Below are 15,234 nucleotides of genomic sequence, written 5' to 3' on the forward strand. Positions count from 1 at the left end.
CAAGCAGTTCAGGGCAAGTAGCTCAGGTACGCCCTTCGGATTCCTGTGCGTCGAAGAGGGTCGGCTGGGACTCGGGATCGAGTCCCCAGTCGGCCCTCAGCACGGTGTAGCCGGCCTTCTGGGCGGCCGCGATCACCTTGACGTCGTCGTCGACCAGGACGGCGACCGGGCGTTGCTCGGCGAGGCGTTTCAGCCGGCCGAGCTTCATCAGCATCGACGGACGGCGGTCGGTGTCGCCGCGCATGTAGACCTCGCCGTCCGGGAACCCGTTGTCCTTCAGCCACTTCTCGGTGTCCCGGCGGATCCGCTCCGGGCGGCCGGTCAGGTAGACGATCACGTGCTCGGCCGCGAGCGTCGTCGCGACCGCGAGCCCTTCCGCGAGCACCGCGTCGTCCTTGGCCCGCGCGAAGAACGAGTCCCAGTCCTTCGGCTTCCGCTCGATGAAGTGGATCCGCTTGCTGGTGTCGGACAGGGTCGCGTCGATATCGAGTACGGCGTACGGCCGGTCGTCATCCATGGTTCCCAGCTTCCCAGGTGTGGCGGTCGACCGAGTACAGCACCTCCCCGAACCCGGTGCCGGGCAGTGGATCGTCGAAGTGCACGTGGAAGACCTTCTCGAACCGCAGGCCCGAGCGGCGCATCACGGCCCGTGAGCGGTGGTTGACCGCCATCGTGTCCGCCTCGACGCGCGCCATCCCGAGCTCGCGGAACGCCCGCGCGATCAACGCCTTCGTACCCTCGGTCGCGTACCCCTTGCCCCACGCGGTCCGCAGCAGCCGGTACCCGACGCCGACGGCCGCCGGGTCCGTGGTCGGCTGCATCCCGAACCATCCGACGAACGCCCCGCCGGCCTTCTCCTCGGCCGCGAAGGTCCCGAGCTGCGCGTGCTCGGCGTACACCTTCAGAATCTCCGGCAGTACGACGCCCTCGATCTCGCTGCGCGGTGTCGGCTGACCCGTCAGGAAGCGCATCACCTCGGGATCCGAGTCGAGCTCCGCCAGCAGTCCCGCGTCGTCCGCGGTGAACCGCCGCAATCGCAACCGCTCCGTTTCAAGGTCCACGCCTCGGACTCTCCCACCGACTTTGAGAAGCCACCAGCCATTTCCACGGCGCGGAGATGGTTGGTGGCTTCTCAAAGATGGTCTCAGAGATGGTCGGGAGGCGAGATGGTCGGGAGGCGTCCGGAGTGTGGGCGGTCTGGGGCGATCCTGTGTGTTGACTGTGCGACTGTCGGTGGCTCGGGTTAGCGTTCTTTCCGCAATGGACTCGATCACGTTTCTGCACAGCTCTGACTGGCAGCTGGGGATGATGCGCCGGTTCCTGGGGCCGGACGGCCAGGCCCGGTGGGGTCAGGCGCGGCTGGATGCTGTCGCGCGGATCGGTGCGGTCGCGGAGCGGACCGGTGCGGCGTTCGTGGTCGTCACCGGGGACGTGTTCGAGCACAACCAGGTCGAGCGGCAGACCATCCTGCGGGCCTGCGAGGCGCTGAAGCGGATCCCGGTGCCGGTCGTGCTGCTGCCGGGCAACCACGACGCGCTCGAGCCGGGATCGCTGTGGACGTCGAGCCAGTGGCTCGCGCACGCCCCGGACCACGTCACGGTGCTGACCGAAACGACGCCGTTCCGGATTCTGCCGGGTGTCGAGATCGTCGGCGCGCCGTGGCGGTCCCGCCGCCCGCTGTCCGATCCGGCCGCCCCGGCGTACGCCGATCTGCCGGCCGAGCCGGGGACGATCCGGATCCTGCTCGCCCACGGCCAGCTGACCAGCCTGTCCGGCGGGATGTCCGAAGTACCGCCGATCGACCAGACCGCCCTGGAGGCCGCGGTCGCGGACGGCCGGCTGCAGTACGTCGGCCTCGGCGACCGGCACTCGACGACGCGGGTGACCGATCGGATCTGGTTCTCCGGCACCCAGGAGGTCACCTCGCCGGAGGAGGACGCGCCGGGCAACGTCCTCAAGGTGACGGTCGGCGGCACCATAGAGGTCGAGCCCATCCGGGTCGGCGCCTGGCACATGGTCGACCACCGCGTCGAGCTGTTCGACGAGGAGTCGATCGCGGCGCTCGAGGACTGGTTCGCGGACCTTCCGGACAAGGAACGGACGTACGTGCGGCTGGCCGGCGACGGCTCGTTGCCGCTGCCGCTGCTGGCCCGCCTGGACAGCATCATCGACGCGCAGGGCGAGGTGTTCGCGAGCGTCGAGCGGTGGGCGAAGTTCTGGACCGTGCGGCCCGCGCCGGACGCCGCGGACCTGGAGTCGCTGCAGCTGAGCGGCCCGGCCCGCGCCGCGATGGAGGAGCTGCGGCAGGCCCTGGCCGGCGGCGACGAGGGCGCCGGTGCCGCGCTCTCGCTGATGCACCGATTGGCGCGGGACGCGGGATGAGACTCCACAGCTTGGCGCTACGGGACTTCCGTGGCGTCAAGGACCGTAGTGTCCGGTTCCGCGCGCTCGGCACCACCGTCGTGGTCGGCGACAACGAGGTCGGGAAGTCCAGCCTGGTCGAGGCGTTCGGGCTGATCTTCGACCTGCCCGACGACTCGAAGTCGACCCGGATCCGGGACATCCAGCCGGTCGGCCAGGACGTCGGCCCGGAGGTGACCGTCGAGCTGAGCCTCGGCGGCCGCGAGCTGACGTACGCCAAACGCTGGCTGAAGAACCGGTCCACCGAGCTGACCGCCGTCGAGCCCGACGGCCGCCGCCGGTCCTGGACCGGGCGCGAGGCGCACAACGAAGCCGAGCGGCTGTTCCACGAGAACGTCGATCCCGTGCTCTGGCAGACGTTGATGGTCAGCCAGGGTCAGTCGTTGGTGCTGCCAACACCGGCGGACGCGGAGCCGCTGATCACCGCGGTGACGGCCGAATCGGGGACGCCGGTCGACGGCGCGTCGATGCCGCTGGTGACCGCCGTCGAGCACGAGTATCTGCGGTACTGGACGCCGCGCGGGAAGCCGACCGGCGACTTCGCCCGCTCCGCGAAGGCGGTCGCGGCGGCCGAGCTGGCGGCCAGGCAGGCGTTGCAGGCGATGGACGAGGTGCAGTCGGACATCCGGCGCGCCGAGCGGCTGAACCTCGACCTGGAGGACGTGTCGGGCCGGCTGACCGATCACCTGGCCGGCGTCGAGGCGTTACGCGAACGCAAGCAGGCGACCGACGAGATCCTGCTCCGTCGTGACTCGGTCAGGTCCCGCGCCGAGACCGCGCGGGCCCGGCTGGAGAACCACACCCGCACCCGGCTCGACCGCGAGCGGCTGCTCGACGAGGTCGAGCGGTTCACCAGGTTCGAGGCCGAGCACGCCGCGCGCCGGGCCGATGCGGAGCTGGTCGCGAGGACCGCGGCCGAGCTGGTGCAGGCCGCGGAGGCCACGCTCACGGACGTCGTGGAGCTCAAGGACGTACGGCGTACCGAGGTCCAGGCGGCCGAGCGCCGGGTGTCGGAGTTGATGGACCGGGCCGAGCTGGATCGGCTGATCGGCCAGCAGACCGAGCTGGTCGACGTCCGCGCGCGGATCGCCGCGGCCGGCACGGTGCTGGACCGGATCAAGGTCGACGACGCGCTGGTGGCCGCGCTCGAGGACGCCCGGGCGGCGGTCGTCGAGGCCCGCGCCGCGCTCGCGGCCGGCGTACCCGAGGTGACCGTACGGCGGCTCGGCGCCGAGCCGGTCGAGCTGTCCGGGACCGGCCTGGAGGGCGACGTACCGGGGGAACTCGGCTTCGACGAGTCGATCGAGCTGCTGGTGTCCGGCGAGCTGGTGGTCGGCGTACCGGGGCAGGTCGAGGTGACCGTCCGCGCGGGTGGCGAGGCGGCCACGCTGCGCTCGCGGGTCGATGACGCCGTACGCCGGGAGAAGGACCTGCTGAAGAAGGCCGGCGTGAAGGACGTCGCCGCGGCCCGGGAGCTGCTGCGGAAGGCCGACACGGCATCCGCCGAGCTGAACGAGGCACGCCGGACGGAGACGTCACTGACCGCGGGAGGGGATCCGGGGGAGCGGATCGCGGTGCTGACCGCGCGGCTCGGGATCGGCGAGGCCGACGAGGCCGGTGCCGGCGACAGCAGCGGCAAGCAGCCGGCGGTTGAGGGTGTGCCGGGGCAGATGTCGCTGTTCGAGGAGTTCACCTCCCCGCACGACACGCTGTTCGACGACTTCGAGGTGCCCGAGCCGGAGCCGGACGACCTCGCGGGTGCACAGCGAGCGCTCGAGACCGCCCGGGACGGGCTGGCCGAATCGGAGCGGTTGCTGGCCGACGCGGAGTTCGCCGCGGCCCAAGCGCGCAAGGCGGCCGACGAGGATCGGTCCGAGGCGCAGAACGCGCGTGCCCGGGCGGAGCTCGCGGCCGAGCGGTTGGCCGCGGCGCTCGACTCACTGGAGTCCGCGCGGTCCGTCCTCGACGACGACGCGGTCGCTGCCGCGGAGTCGGAGGCGACGGCGGACGTCGAGGCAGTGCTGGACGAGCTGACCGCCGTCCAGGAACAGGCCGACGCGGCCGGGGCGGACCAGGTCGCCGACGAACTGGCCGCCGCGCTCGAGGTCGCGAAGCGCCTGCAGGACGAGCGCGACCGGTTGCGTGACGCCTTGCGTACGACGGAAGGCCGCCTGGAGCAGTCCGGGCGGGATGGGCTCGCGACGCGGCGCGATGTGGCGGAGCTGGAGCTGGCCGCCGTGCGCACCGAGTACGAGAGCCTGCAGCGCCGGGCCGGGGCGGCGCGCCGGGTGTACGACACGCTGAGCCGGCACCGGGCCGCGGCGCAGACGAAGTACTCCGAGCCGTTGCAGAGCCGGATCGATGCGCTCGGGCGGAGTGTGTACGGGCCGTCGTTCCGGGTCCGGCTGGACGACGACCTGGCCGTCGCGGAGCGGGAGCTGGACGGCGTACGGCTGCCCGTCGAGGCGTTGTCGACCGGTGCTCAGGAGCAGCTCGCGATCATCACCCGGCTCGCGATCAGCCACCTGGTGAGCACCGGCGACGGCAGCGTGCCGGTGATCTTCGACGACGCGCTCGGCTGGTCCGACAAGGCCCGGCTGCGGGACATGGGGGCGCTGCTCGGTCGCGCCGGCGACCACGGCCAGGTCATCATCCTGACCTGTATGCCGGACCGCTACGAGTACGTCCCGAAGGCGACGTTCATCACGCTGGACGGATGATCCGCTCCGGCGCCGAGTAGACGACGCAGCGCTCGCCGCGGGCGAACCCGGCCAGGGTGATCCCGAACTGGCGGGCCAGGTCGACGGCCAGGCTGGACGGGGCGCCGACCGCGACGATCATGCCGAGGCCGGCCGCGACCGCCTTCTGCACGATCTCGTACCCGGCGCGGCCGCTGACCGCGAGCACCAGGCCCTTGCGGGGGTGCTGGTTCAGCACGGTCCAGCCGACCACCTTGTCGACGGCGTTGTGCCGGCCGATGTCCTCCTTCACGACGACCTTCCGGCCGTCGGCGGTGAACAGTCCCGCGGCGTGCAGACCGCCGGTCCGGTTGAACATCGGCTGTCCCTCGCGGAGCAGATCGGGCAGCCGCCGGACGACGTCCAACGGCACCTCGACCGGGTCGACCGGGTCGTACTGGCGGTCCGCGAGCTCGTCGAGGCTCTGCTGCCCGCACACCCCGCAGGCGGCCGACGTGACGCCGTACCGCTGGGGAGGTTCGCGGTCCGGGGGACCGTCGAAGCTGATCGTGACGGTGTTGAACTGCTGCTCCCGGGTCAGCGTGACATCGGTGCAGTAGGCAACGGTCCGGATCGCGTCCGGGCGGACCGCGAACCCCTCACCGAGGCAGAACCCGGCGGCCAGCTCGAAGTCGGAGCCGGGCGTCCGCATCGTCACCACCAGCGGCTCGGGCGGCCGGCCCGGCCATTCCAGCCGCAGCTCGAGCGGCTCCTCGGTGCTGACAACGTCCTCACGCCGCGACGTACGGTCGCCGTCGAGCACTTCGACCTTGAACCTGCTGGTAGGCGCCTTGGTCATACGTCCACGGTATGCCACCTCCGCCGAACGGCGAGCCAGTCGAGGAACGTCCACGCGGACAGCCGCTGGTGCTCCCGGAGCGCCGGGGTGCAGCCGGGCGGCGGCGGGGCGTCGAGGTTCTTCATCATGTACGCCGCGATGACAGCGACGAAGCAGTCGAGGTGATCGTCCGGTACGCCGGCGGTGAGCGGGCTACGGGCGAGCGCGCCGAACGTGTCGATGCCCTGGTACTGCGCGACCGGCAGCAGCCCGACCCAGTCCACCCAGCGCGGGCCGAGGGTCAGCCAGTTCCAGTCGATCGTCCAGCAGGTGCCGGACTTGTCGATCAGCAGGTTGTCCGGGCGCAGGTCGGAGTGCGACGCGGTATCACCGGCCAGCGCCTCCGGCACGAGCTGCACCAACTCGACCAGCTCCGGCAAGACCTCAGGCACCCACGAAGGCAACCCCGAAGGCAACTCCCGCTCACCCGCGAGGACCTGCACCGGGACACCCACGTCGTCGCCGACCAGGTCCGCAAAACTGTCGAGCCCCGCCAAGGGAGTCGGTCGCATCGCGCCGGCCGTCGCTTCACACGCGGCAGTCACCAGCTCGAAGTCCGCCACGGTCCACGGTGAACCGGGCATCCGCCCGTCCACCCATTCGGATGCAACCGCGAACCAGCCGTCCGCAGCCGCTGTCGCGACAACCACCGGCGCACGCACCAATGCCGGTAGCTGCGGAACCACCTCAGCCTCACGCTGATAAGCCCCGTAAGCATGCAGTCCCTCGGGCGCCGCCTTGATGAACACGCGCCGCCCGTCCGCCAGCTCGGCCCGCGCCGCGAAGCCCCCGGTGAACCCGGACGACACCGGCTCGGACACCTCTTCGATCCGGCTGCCGAGCGCATCCGCCAATGCCTCGCGGAGGGCAGGCGGAACCGCGTCCCAGCCAGGACGTGCGGAGGTTGCCGAGTAGTCGACGTCCGGAGCGCGGCTCACCCGTTACCCCGCGTTCCGCAACGGCGTCCAGCCGTTGATCACGGCAACCAATTCGATGTAGCGGTCCAAGCGTGGATCGGCGGTGCGGCGGAGCGCGATCAGGCTGCGGCGATACTCCGGATCGGGCCGCAACGGGTCGTCGCCGGCCAGTGCGAGGTACCCGGTCGCGAGGCGGCGGATCGACGTACGGAAGCTCTCGTCGGTGATCAGCGCGGTCACCTCGAGCCAGGCGGACACCTGCGCGGGGGTGGCGTCCTCGGGCAGCACGGGTGTGAGGTTGCGGTGGATCGCGGGGTCGATGCCGTGGAGCGTCGCGTCGAGGAAGTCGGTGATCAGGGCGCGGCGGTCCTGCTCGGACTGGTCGGTCATGAGATGGAGATCCTCCAGAGGGTGTTGGGCCAGGACCGTCAGCAGGGCGTGCTGCCGTTGCAGCGTGCGGAGCTGGATCGCGAGGGCGTCCGCGTGCGTGGCTGCGACCTCGGCGAGCGAACGCTCCTGCCGGAGCACGGCGCTGATCGTCGGCAGGTCGAGGTCCAGCGCACGCAGCGTCCGGATCAGGCGCAGCCGGGCGACGGCGCTCGCGTCGTACCTCCGGTGGCCTGCCGACGTCCGCCGGGACGGGAGCAGACCGAGGTCCGAGTAGTGCCGCACGCTCTTCACCGAGACGCCGGCGATCCGGGCGAGCGCGCCGATCGAGTGGTCCATGACCATCACCCAAACACCTCCCGTAACAGGAGATGCAAGCTTAGTTGTGGGCGAACCGTTCTTTCGGCCGGGCGAACGTGATCGAGATCGCCGCGACGATCGCACAGGCGATGCCGACGCCGAACGGGATCCAGTACGCGTTCGACGGACCCCAGACGTCGACCGCGTGCCCGGCGGCCGCGTTGCCGGGCGCGACGCCGAGCAGGATGCCGGTGACGGTCCAGGTGATCGCCTCGGTCAGCCGCTCCGGCGGTACCCATTCCTCGACGCACGCGGTGACCGCGACCATGGTCGGCGCGATCGTCATACCGCAGCAGAACAGGACGACGCCGAGCATCGGGATGCTGTTGACCCAGGGGAGCGGCGCGAGCGTGACCGCGAGCGCGATGGTGCCGAGCAGCAGCCGCCGTTCGACCGGGGCGCGCCAGTGCACCGAGCCGTACCAGAGGCCGGCCAGCAGACTCCCGAACGCCCAGATCGCCAGTACGACACCGGCAAGCCCAGCTTTGCCCTTTTCGGTGGTGAACGCGACCGTGATCACCTCCGCACCACCGAGCGTCGCGCCGAGGCCGAGACCGATCAGGCTGAGCAGCATGATCGACAGCCAGGGCAGCGGAGCCTGCTCGGCGCCGTTCGACTTGCCGCGGCCGGGCGGGTCGGACGCGCGCAGCATCGCCAGCCAGATGCCGCCTGCCAGTCCCAGCACGCCGGCGGCGGACAAGGCGGCGTACGGGCTGGCCTGGGTTGCGAGGGTGGTGACCAGGACCGGGCCGACGATGAAGACGACCTCGTCACCGACCGCCTCGAGCGCGAACGCCGTCTGCAGCGCCCGCCCGCGGCCAAGCAGATGCGTCCAGCGCGCCCGGACGAACGACCCGACCTGCGGACGGGTGCCGCCGGCAACAAAAGACAAGAGGTACAGCACCCAGGTAGCCGCTCCGGCACGGACGGCGACGAGCAGCCCGGCCAGGCCGACCGTACAGGCGACCGATCCGATCAGGATCAGCCCGCGCTGACCGAACCGGTCGACGAGCCTGCCCTGGATCGGGCCGGTCAGCGCGCCGGCGATCACGGCCACGCCGGAGATCGCGCCGGCCAGACCGTACGAGCCGCTCTCCTGGGCGATCAGGATCACGATTCCGAGGCCGATCATCGAGATCGGCATCCGCCCGAGGATGCCGGCCGTGAAGAACGCACCGGCGCCGGGGCGGCGCATGAGATGGATGTAAGGCTTGAGCATGAGAGACCGGGAGCAGCTTAGGTCATCGGCGTCTGAGAAGCTTGGAATATGTCGCCAGCTCCAACTCCGATCGACACTGCTCCGTACGACGCTGTGCTGCTGCTGTCCTTCGGTGGGCCCGAGAAGCCCGAGGACGTGCTCCCCTTCCTGCAGAACGTGACCCGCGGCCGCGGGATCCCGGACGAGCGGCTGAAGGAGGTCGGCGAGCACTACTACTCGTTCGGCGGCAAGAGCCCGATCAACGACCAGAACCGCGCCCTGCTGACGGCCCTGCGGGAGTCGTTCGACGAGATCGGACTGGACCTGCCGATCTACTGGGGCAACCGCAACTGGGCGCCGTACCTGACCGGCACGATGCGTGAGATGGCCGCCGACGGGGTACGCCGGGCCGTGGTGATCGTCACGTCCGCGTACCCGTCGTACTCCGGCTGCCGGCAGTACCGGGAGAACCTGGAGGACGCCGCCCGCGAGGTCCCGGACGCGCCGCGGATCGACAAGCTCCGGCACTACGCGAACCACCCCGGCTTCGTCTCCTCGTTCGTGGAGTCGACCGCCGAGTCGCTGAGCAGGCTGCCGGACGGTTCCGCGATCGCGTACGTGACGCACTCGATCCCGGCCGCGATGAACGCCACCAGCGGCCCGGACGGCAACGGGTACGTCGACTGGCACAACGACGTCGCCGCGGAGATCACCGCCGAGCTGGAACGCCGTACCGGACAGACCCGGCGGACCGACCTGGTCTACTGCTCGCGGTCCGGGCCGCCGCAGGTGCCGTGGCTGGAGCCGGACGTGAACGACCACCTCGACGTGCTCGCCGCCGAGGGGCAGCCTGGCGTGGCCGTCGTACCGATCGGGTTCGTCAGCGACCACATGGAGGTCATCTACGACCTCGACACCGAGGCCGCGAAGACCGCCGAGAAGCTCGGCCTGCCGATGGCGCGGGCCGCGACCCCGGGGACCGGCGAGAAGTTCGTCACGATGCTCCGCGACCTGGTGGTCGAGCGGGCTGCCGCCGAGCGCGGGGAGCAACCCGACCGGCCGTGCGCCGGCAAACTCGGCCCGGCCTGGGACGACTGCCGCCACGACTGCTGCCCGCCGCTGCGCCGACCGAAGGAAGCCGTATGACAAGCCCCGAGAACCTCCTGAAGCTGGCTGTGGAGGTGGCGGCGGAGGCCGCGCAACTGATCGTCGAGCGCCGCCGCGGCACGATCACCGTCGCGGACACCAAGAGCACGATCACGGACGTGGTGACCGCGGTCGACCGCGAGTCCGAGGAGCTGATCCGTGCCCGGGTGCTGAAGGCCCGGCCGGACGACTCGTTCCTCGGCGAGGAGGGCGACGACGTGGTCGGCACCAGCGGCGTGCGCTGGGTCGTCGACCCGATCGACGGCACGGTCAACTACCTGTACGACCTCCCGACGTACGCCGTGTCGATCGCGGTCGAGCAGGACGGGAGGACGGTCGCCGGCGTGGTCGTGGACGCGCCGAAGGGCGAGGTGTTCACCGCGACGCTCGGTGGTGGCGCGTTCGCCGACGGCAAGCCGATCCGGGTGTCCGGCGAGACCGAGCTGGCGAAGGCGCTGGTCGGCACCGGCTTCGGGTACGACCCGGCGCGCCGGCAGGTGCAGGCCGAGGTGATCCAGCACCTGATCACCAAGGTCCGCGACATCCGCCGGATCGGCGTCGGCGCGATCGACCTGTGCTACGTGGCGTGCGGCCGGCTGGACGCGGTGTTCGAGCGCGGGCTGAACCCGTGGGACTACGGCGCGGGCGCGCTGATCGCGTCCGAGGCCGGGGCGACCGTCGGCGGTCTGCACGGGGCGCCGGTGTCACCGGAGATGTCGATCGCGGCCAGCCCGGCGCTCTTCGGGCCGTTCCACGACCTGCTCGCCGGAGCCGACCCGCTACGCGCTTAGAGTCTCCTGAGTGCTCGTTTCTGCGCAGTACCGCGCACTAACGAGCATTCATGTGTTCGGTACTGTCATTTGTTGCGACACGCGGGTCACACCATGGACCCAGTCGTGCATTGCGGACCTTTATAGGGCACAATCCCGTCCTCGGGAACGGTGATTGCCGATCCCGGCCTGGCTGTCAAGGGTTTCGGGGGACGAAAGTTCAGCGCGGTGCTCCGACCGCGGAATTTCTCGGCCGCTCCACCCGTTCAAGGGCTCAGCAGGCAACACCACGGGTACGAAGAGGGCAGGGAAACACCATGGCGACTGATTACGACGCCCCGCGCAAGACGGACGAGGACGCTTCCGAAGAGTCGATCGAGGAGCTCAAGACTCGGCGTCACGACAAGAACTCCGGCAAGGTCGACGAGGACGAGGCCGAGGCCGCGGAGAGCTTCGAGCTGCCCGGCGCCGACCTGAGTCACGAGGAGTTGGCGGTCCGGGTGCTCCCGCGCCAGGCCGACGAGTTCACCTGTTCGAGCTGCTTCCTGGTTCACCACCGCAGCCAGCTCGCCGAAACGAAGAAGGGGCAGCTGATCTGCCGCGACTGCGCTGCCTGAGCGCGAGCCCTCGTGGACGAGCGGAGCGAGTTTGCAATCCAGTACTTCGTCTGCAACCTGCAGCGGGACCGTTCCACGGTTGTGGAACGGTCCCGCTGTGCTGTCCTGATGCCTACTCGTCGTCCTTCTTCGCGATGCTCTTGAGCAGCGTCCCGTTGGCGGCGTCCTCCTCGTAGCCGGGCGGGGCGTAGCCGGTGGACTTCAGCCAGTACGCGGCCGCGCGACGCTCGGCGAACAGCCGGGCAGCTGCGGCGGCTCCGGCGCTGACGGCTGCCCAGGTGGCAACCTCGGCGTACCCGCCCTGGCCGTTCTTCGGCGGCTTCCCGCCGGATCCCAGCTTCCAGGCGGTGCTGACCGCCTTGCTCGCGGCCAGGCCCACCACGATCGTGAACGCGGCCTGTACCAGCCTCCAGCCGATCTTCGCTCCGACCACTGCAAACCCTCCTCGTACGACTGCTGACAGTCAGGATCTTCCCACGCTGTGCCCGCTGAGCGCGGCAGCAAGCCGATCGGGGTGCCGCGTGGCGATCAGCCAGTACGGCGCCGGGTCGCCCGGGTCGGTGATCTGCACCCGGACGGCCCCGGGCAGGTAGCTGCGCAGGACCAGGTACGCCTTCGGGTCGCAGTCGCGCCCGAACGCGTTCCGCGCCGCGTCACCGGACAGTGCCTCGACGTCGCCGAGGTACGTACGGTCGATCTCCGCGCGCCCGGCCCGCAGCCGCCGGTCGTCGACCTCGACGCGCGCCCCGCCGTACCGGAGGAAGAGTGCCAGCAGCAGGGCCGCGGCGAGCCCGCCGACGATCGCCCCGGCGGGCGTTCCGGCCGGCACGGCGACGATGACGAACAGGGTGATCACGGTGGCCGCGGCGATGATCCACCACGACACCGGCACCCGCAGACTTTCGCGATACGTACTTTCCTTCTGGCTTTCCTTCTGGCCCACAGGCCCAGCCTGGCATGTGGACCGTCCGGGGCGCTCGATAGGGTCGCCTCTCGTGACCGAGGTACTGATCCAGCGACTCGACCCCGACCTCCCGCTGCCCTCCTACGCGCACCCCGGCGACGCCGGCGCGGACCTGGTGGCGGCCGCCGACCTGACCTTGAAGCCGGGGGAGCGCGGCCTGGTCGGCACCGGCATCGCGATCGCCCTGCAGGACGGGTACGCCGCGTTCGTGCACCCGCGCTCCGGGCTGGCCGCCAAGCACGGCGTCTCGATCGTGAACGCACCGGGCACCGTCGACGCCGGGTACCGCGGAGAGATCAAGATCAACCTGATCAACCTCGACCCGGCTGCCGAGGTGACGGTACGGCGCGGTGACCGGATCGCCCAGCTGGTCATCCAGCAGGTGGAGAAGGCGCGCTTCGTCGAGGTCGCCACGCTGCCGGGTTCCGCGCGCGGTGAGCAGGGGCACGGGTCGACGGGCGGTTTCGGAGATGTGACACGCTGATCAGGTGCAGCCGGTTGACCTGCCGGATGCGCGAGACTACGGCGCGGCATCAGCGCCCGTACCAACATCCAGGAAGTAGGCAAGAGCTGTGATCTTCCGCCGTAAGGGCAAGAACGACGAGCCCGACACGAGCGAGACCGTCGAGGAGACGCCGGACGTTCGCGCCGAAGGTCCGTTCGACTCGACCGAGGTCGAGGACGCCGACCTGGAGTCGGACGACCGGATCGACCTGGGAGCGCTGCAGGTCGCCGGGATGCCCGGGATGGAGCTGGGGCTGCAGGTCGACGAGCAGAGCGGCGTGGTGCAGGCGGTGCTGCTGATGCTGGACGACTCCGCGCTCGAGCTGCGGGCGTTCGCGGCGCCGAAGACCAGCGGCATCTGGGACGAAGTACGGCAGGAGATCATGGACGAGGCCGCCCGGATGGGCGGGACGGCGACCGAGTCCGACGGCCCGTTCGGCACCGAGCTGGTGCTGGTGGTCCCGGTCGAGGACCCGGAAGGACAGGTCTTCAGCCAGACGTCCCGGGTGATCGGCGTGGACGGTCCGCGCTGGCTGCTCCGCGGTACCGTCCTGGGCCGCGCCGCCGTCGAGCCGGACGCCGCGGCGCCGATGGAGGAGACTCTGCGGAACGTCGTCGTGGTCCGCGGGAACGAGCCGATGGCGGTCCGCGAGTCGCTGCCGCTGCGGCTGCCCGAGGACGCCCAGCCGAACGACGCCGAGCAGGCCTGACCGGACTACACTCGACCTCATGGGCAGCAACAAACCCGCGGGGCTGTGGAAGCGTGCCTTCCGCGGCCTGGCCGGAGACCGCGACCAGCAGGATGCCGAAGTCCTTCAGGACTTCGCGCAGGACTGCGGTGCGCGCTCCATCACCGGCTGCCACGACCGGGAGCTCGTCACGCTGTACGGCACACTGCGCACCATCACGTTCAGCCCGCGCGGCGGCGTACCGGCACTGGAGGGTGAGTTGTACGACGGAACCGGCACGGTCAAGCTGATCTGGCTCGGCCGCCGCAAGATCGGCGGCATCCACGCCGGCTCGGAGCTGATCGCCTCCGGCCGGATCGGCGTCGTCGAAGGCGACCGGGTGATGTTCAACCCGCGCTACGAGCTCCGGCCCCAAGAAGCCCATGGCTGAGCCCGCGGCACCGAAGGGCCTTGGCAGCTGGGTCGGCATGATGGTCGACGTCGGTCTGCCGTGGATCGCGTTCACCCTCGTCTACGGCTTCAGCGACCACAACCTGAAGCTCGCGCTGATCGTGTCGATCGCGTCCGCTGGTGTCGTGGCGTTGTTCCGCCTGGTCCGCCGCAAGCCGATCGCGAGCGTGATCGCCGGGTTCATCGGCGTCCTGATCTCGGCCTGGACCGCGCACCACACCGGCCAGGCACAGGACGCGTTCCTCCCCGGCATCCTGCTGAACGCCGGCTACGGCCTGCTGTACCTGGTGACGATCGTGACCCGGTATCCGCTGTTCGGCCTGCTGTACGGCGTGATCACCCAGACGTGGCTCGGCTGGCGCAACGACCCCGACCTGTTCCGCGGCCTGAACCGCGTGACCATCGTCTTCGCCAGCCAGGTCGCGATCCGGCTGGTGATCATGGTCCCGCTCTACCTCGCCCACAACGTCAACGCCCTCGGCATCGCCAAGATCGGCCTCGGCCTCCCGTTCTACGCCGTCACCCTCTGGGCCGCGTACTCCGTACTCCGCGCCTCCATGCCACCCGAGAAGTGGGACGAGGTCAAAGACAACTTCGCCCACCTCCTCCGAGGCACCAAACCCGAAAACAAACCCGAAGAACGCGCCTAACCCGATCCCCTCCGCCAGGCGCTCTGCTCTGTGACTCCGTCTCCGTGACGGCGCCCCACTCGACCCACTTGCAGGCCCCAACCACGCCGCGGAGCCACCTGCCCGCCGTTCGAGCGGATCCGGCCCCGCCGCGGCCGTCCCGCTGACCACACGATGCCCGCGAACGGCACCTCGCCGAACGTCATCGACGAAGTCGAGCTACTGCCGGCCGTGACCGACAAACGGGCGCCACCCAGTTTCGCGGAAATGACAGCGCCCGTGGCAACTACACCTCTGGCTGTCGTCAAGCGGGTGGTACTTCGCCCGACGATTGCTCGTGAGTTCGAACCCCAGCCGAGCGAGCCCACCAGACACACCTACCGCCCGCCTGCCCAGCAATACACCCCGCGGCGACAGCACCCGGCCGTGACAGCACCCGGCCGTGACAGCACCCGGCCGTGACCGCACCGCCCGGGCCCGCCTCGACGGCGTCCGGCTCCCCGATCGGGACATCGCCGCCCAGGCCGCACACCGCGTGCGCCGACCTCCCGGCCAATCACCTGCCCCGCGAGCGACCCGTCCTCGCGCGTCCTGCCATCCGGGTTC

The 15,234-nt window shown here is 70.4% G+C and carries 17 protein-coding genes; 9 read left to right on the forward strand and 8 right to left on the reverse strand.

The features are described 5' to 3' along the window. Positions 1-22: 22 nt before the first annotated feature. Positions 23-517, reverse strand: a complete 495-nt coding sequence (locus JOF29_RS41440) for a phosphatase domain-containing protein (RefSeq protein WP_209699750.1) — start codon at positions 515-517, stop codon at positions 23-25. Beyond that, positions 510-1,061 carry a GNAT family N-acetyltransferase gene (locus JOF29_RS41445; RefSeq protein WP_209699751.1) on the reverse strand — a complete coding sequence of 184 codons (552 nt, stop codon included), beginning with the start codon at positions 1,059-1,061 and terminating at the stop codon, positions 510-512. Before JOF29_RS41445 ends, JOF29_RS41440 begins: the two co-directional genes overlap by 8 nt. A 199-nt stretch (positions 1,062-1,260) precedes the next feature. On the opposite strand from JOF29_RS41445, the gene JOF29_RS41450 reads away from it, so the two are divergent. Together JOF29_RS41450 and JOF29_RS41455 are read left to right on the forward strand one after the other, a co-directional pair. Beyond that, positions 1,261-2,382: a metallophosphoesterase family protein gene (locus JOF29_RS41450; protein ID WP_209699752.1), complete on the forward strand. Its 1,122-nt coding sequence runs from the start codon at positions 1,261-1,263 to the stop codon at positions 2,380-2,382. Then, positions 2,379-5,141: an AAA family ATPase gene (locus JOF29_RS41455; RefSeq protein WP_209699753.1), complete on the forward strand. Its 2,763-nt coding sequence runs from the start codon at positions 2,379-2,381 to the stop codon at positions 5,139-5,141. Before JOF29_RS41450 ends, JOF29_RS41455 begins: the two co-directional genes overlap by 4 nt. Here JOF29_RS41455 and fdhD read toward each other — a convergent pair. From fdhD to JOF29_RS41475, 4 genes are read right to left on the reverse strand one after another with little or no spacing between them, the layout of a single operon-like run. Continuing rightward, the gene (gene fdhD, locus JOF29_RS41460) at positions 5,125-5,958 is read right to left on the reverse strand and encodes a formate dehydrogenase accessory sulfurtransferase FdhD (RefSeq protein WP_209699754.1); all 834 of its coding nucleotides are present in this window, start codon (positions 5,956-5,958) and stop codon (positions 5,125-5,127) included. The two genes, JOF29_RS41455 and fdhD, sit on opposite strands and share 17 nt — an antisense overlap. Beyond that, complete coding sequence (locus JOF29_RS41465) at positions 5,955-6,935, reverse strand: phosphotransferase family protein (protein WP_209699755.1); 981 nt, start codon at positions 6,933-6,935, stop codon at positions 5,955-5,957. Before JOF29_RS41465 ends, fdhD begins: the two co-directional genes overlap by 4 nt. Before the next feature lie 3 nt (positions 6,936-6,938). Continuing rightward, positions 6,939-7,646 carry a MerR family transcriptional regulator gene (locus JOF29_RS41470; RefSeq protein ID WP_245361253.1) on the reverse strand — a complete coding sequence of 236 codons (708 nt, stop codon included), beginning with the start codon at positions 7,644-7,646 and terminating at the stop codon, positions 6,939-6,941. Positions 7,647-7,680: 34 nt separating this feature from the next. Then, positions 7,681-8,880: an MFS transporter gene (locus tag JOF29_RS41475; protein WP_209699757.1), complete on the reverse strand. Its 1,200-nt coding sequence runs from the start codon at positions 8,878-8,880 to the stop codon at positions 7,681-7,683. A gap of 48 nt (positions 8,881-8,928) precedes the next feature. Between JOF29_RS41475 and JOF29_RS41480 the strand changes: the two genes are divergently transcribed. From JOF29_RS41480 to JOF29_RS41490, 3 genes are all read left to right on the forward strand, one after another. Next, entirely contained in the window at positions 8,929-10,005 is a 1,077-nt protein-coding gene (locus tag JOF29_RS41480) for a ferrochelatase (protein ID WP_209699758.1), read from the forward strand. Next, positions 10,002-10,796, forward strand: coding sequence for an inositol monophosphatase family protein (locus JOF29_RS41485; protein ID WP_209699759.1), 795 nt, complete (start codon positions 10,002-10,004; stop codon positions 10,794-10,796). Before JOF29_RS41480 ends, JOF29_RS41485 begins: the two co-directional genes overlap by 4 nt. Before the next feature lie 296 nt (positions 10,797-11,092). Further along, positions 11,093-11,392, forward strand: a complete 300-nt coding sequence (locus JOF29_RS41490) for a DUF4193 domain-containing protein (protein WP_209699760.1) — start codon at positions 11,093-11,095, stop codon at positions 11,390-11,392. 112 nt (positions 11,393-11,504) lie between these two features. Here JOF29_RS41490 and JOF29_RS41495 read toward each other — a convergent pair whose 3' ends face one another. Both JOF29_RS41495 and JOF29_RS41500 read right to left on the reverse strand, forming a co-directional pair. Then, positions 11,505-11,825, reverse strand: a complete 321-nt coding sequence (locus JOF29_RS41495) for a DUF4235 domain-containing protein (RefSeq protein WP_209699761.1) — start codon at positions 11,823-11,825, stop codon at positions 11,505-11,507. A 30-nt stretch (positions 11,826-11,855) separates the two neighbouring features. Beyond that, on the reverse strand, positions 11,856-12,335 hold the full coding sequence (locus tag JOF29_RS41500; RefSeq protein WP_209699762.1) for a DUF3093 domain-containing protein: 480 nt from the start codon (positions 12,333-12,335) through the stop codon (positions 11,856-11,858). Between the two features lie 52 nt (positions 12,336-12,387). On the opposite strand from JOF29_RS41500, the gene dut reads away from it, so the two are divergent. The 4 genes from dut (at position 12,388) to JOF29_RS41520 (ending at position 14,649) form a co-directional block, all read left to right on the forward strand. Further along, positions 12,388-12,840 carry a dUTP diphosphatase gene (dut, locus tag JOF29_RS41505; RefSeq protein ID WP_307863971.1) on the forward strand — a complete coding sequence of 151 codons (453 nt, stop codon included), beginning with the start codon at positions 12,388-12,390 and terminating at the stop codon, positions 12,838-12,840. Between the two features lie 88 nt (positions 12,841-12,928). After that, positions 12,929-13,570, forward strand: coding sequence for a DUF3710 domain-containing protein (locus JOF29_RS41510; protein WP_209699764.1), 642 nt, complete (start codon positions 12,929-12,931; stop codon positions 13,568-13,570). A 19-nt stretch (positions 13,571-13,589) separates the two neighbouring features. After that, the gene (locus tag JOF29_RS41515; RefSeq protein ID WP_209699765.1) at positions 13,590-13,979 is read left to right on the forward strand and encodes an OB-fold nucleic acid binding domain-containing protein; all 390 of its coding nucleotides are present in this window, start codon (positions 13,590-13,592) and stop codon (positions 13,977-13,979) included. Then, on the forward strand, positions 13,972-14,649 hold the full coding sequence (locus JOF29_RS41520; RefSeq protein ID WP_209699766.1) for a DUF3159 domain-containing protein: 678 nt from the start codon (positions 13,972-13,974) through the stop codon (positions 14,647-14,649). The genes JOF29_RS41515 and JOF29_RS41520 overlap by 8 nt, the downstream gene beginning before the upstream one ends. The last annotated feature ends 585 nt before the right edge of the window (positions 14,650-15,234 follow it).

The sequence above is a fragment of the Kribbella aluminosa genome, from assembly GCF_017876295.1.
Classification (GTDB): domain Bacteria; phylum Actinomycetota; class Actinomycetes; order Propionibacteriales; family Kribbellaceae; genus Kribbella; species Kribbella aluminosa.